The sequence below is a fragment of the Microvirga sp. Mcv34 genome (genome assembly GCF_024519725.1).
In the GTDB taxonomy this organism is placed as follows: Bacteria; Pseudomonadota; Alphaproteobacteria; order Rhizobiales; family Beijerinckiaceae; genus Microvirga.
The window spans coordinates 1-1,893 of sequence record NZ_JALJRK010000216.1 but is presented as its reverse complement, the minus strand read 5'-3'; the positions used below and the strand labels follow the sequence as shown (position 1 = coordinate 1,893).

Here is a 1,893-nt window from a genome sequence, read left to right as displayed (position 1 = left end):
AACTTGGAATCAGCACAAGGCTGCCAAGGGCCTCCTGGCGCCGGCTGCGTGACCGACGGACAGGACCGTGTCCGATCCCACAACTTGCGACGCCTCGCGAAGCGCGCCCCTCGTCGGATCAGGCTGCGCAATGATATAGCTAAGGTTACGCCACCTGTCAAGAACAAAGTAAGAACATAACGCTGCGCCGCTCATCCCGCGCCGTCATGGCCGCACCTGTTGCGGCCACCCACGTCTTTGCAGCGATGCGGCTCCTAAGCGTGGATGGCCGGGTCAAGCCCGGCCATGACGTGGAAGGGCCGTCCCAGGACCGACGTGAGTGTCATCGCCGGCGGCCGAAGTCTGGGAAGGGGCTCCACGATGACGCTCAGCGCTAAGGATTCCCTTCTCCTCAGATAGCTGCGCCATCTCCGGCCGGGAATGACAGCAGGGGCAATCTTCCAAGCGAAGTGGCCGGGTCAAGCCCGGCCACGACGGCGATGATGTCACGCGGCCTTCCAGGCCTGTTGCGCGGTCAGCTTCTCGGCCTGCTCGTCCGCCCGCTGCGCGGCCGGGCGCGTGACGTGCCGGGCGATATAGGCTTCGAAGGCCGTGCGCTTCTCGATCATGCCCGTCATCATGCCCCATTGCAGGTGGCTCGCGAGCAGGACGTCGGCGGCAGTGAAGCGGTCGCCGGCCACATAGGTCCGGTCCTGGAGCCAGGCGGAGAGCGTGTCCAGCACGCGCTCATAGGAGCCGTAGCCGAAGCGGGCTTCCATGTCGGGCGAGGGGTTCCAGCCGAGGACATGGTTGGAGGCTGCGGGCTCCAGGCAACCTGCCGTGAAGAAGAGCCAGCGGTAATACTCGCCGCGATGCTCGGGCGTGGGCGCGAGGCCCGCCTCGGGGAAGGCATCGGCCAGATAGGCGCAGATGGCCGCGGCTTCCGTCACGATCGTGTTGCCGTGCCGGATCGCCGGCACCTTTCCCATGGGGTTGATCGCCAGATAGGCCGGCGCCTTCATGGTGGTCTCGTAGTCCAGCACCTCGATGGTGTAGGGGCAGCCGATCTCCTCCAGCATCCAGTGCACGATGCCGCCGCGCGATTGCGGATTGGTGTAGAAGACGAGGTCTGCGCTCTTGCTGTGCGTGCTCATGGTGATCTCCCTGGTGTCGTGTGAACGGGAGATGGAATAGCGCACGCCACTGTCAGATTCTGGCAGCAGCGTGTTCCGCCATTCCTTCATGAGCTGGCGGCGCGGCCGGGGCAGGCGCTCGGGCAGGATCTCCGCCGCCTCGACCCGGTCGGCGCGGAAATGGCGGAAGCTGCCGCGCAGCTCGCACCAGGCCGCCAGCACGCGGGTCGATTCGAAGAAGCCCAGCGATACGGGCCACACGACCCGCGCGGTGCGCGCGCCCTTCTCGTCGGTATAGGTGAGGGCGAGCTTGCGCCCCTCGTTCAGCGCCCGCCGCAGGAGCGCGAGCTCGACCACCTGCGGCCGCTCCCAGCCATGGCCGACGACCATGGCGTCGTCCTCCATGCGCTCGCGCAGCTCGGCGGGAAGCACGGCGGCCACTTTGGCCATGACGTTGCGGGCTGCCTGTCCCATATCCGCGTCGGTGCGCCGCCCGACCCACTGCAGGCCGAGCGCCAGCGCCTCGATTTCCTGGGCGGAGAACATCAGGGGCGGGAGCAGGAAGCCGGGCTTGAGCACATAGCCGAGCCCCGGCTCGCCCTCGACCTGAGCGCCGAGGGCCTGAAGGGAGCCGATGTCGCGATAAAGCGTGCGCAGCGAAATTCCCGCCTCCCGGGCCAGCACCGCGCCGCTCACGGGGCGGCGGTGACGGCGGAGGATCTGCAACAGGTCGAAGAGGCGTTCGGCGCGGGACATGGGGCGAGCCTAACACAGGATACTG

1 protein-coding gene is annotated in these 1,893 nt (G+C 67.3%); it reads right to left on the bottom strand.

Going from position 1 to position 1,893, the window contains the following annotated elements:
* Positions 1-485: 485 nt before the first annotated feature.
* Positions 486-1,868 (bottom strand): HTH domain-containing protein, encoded by a 1,383-nt coding sequence (locus tag OC446_RS30185; RefSeq protein ID WP_262032561.1) that lies wholly within the window; start codon positions 1,866-1,868, stop codon positions 486-488.
* Between the last annotated feature and the right edge of the window lie 25 nt (positions 1,869-1,893).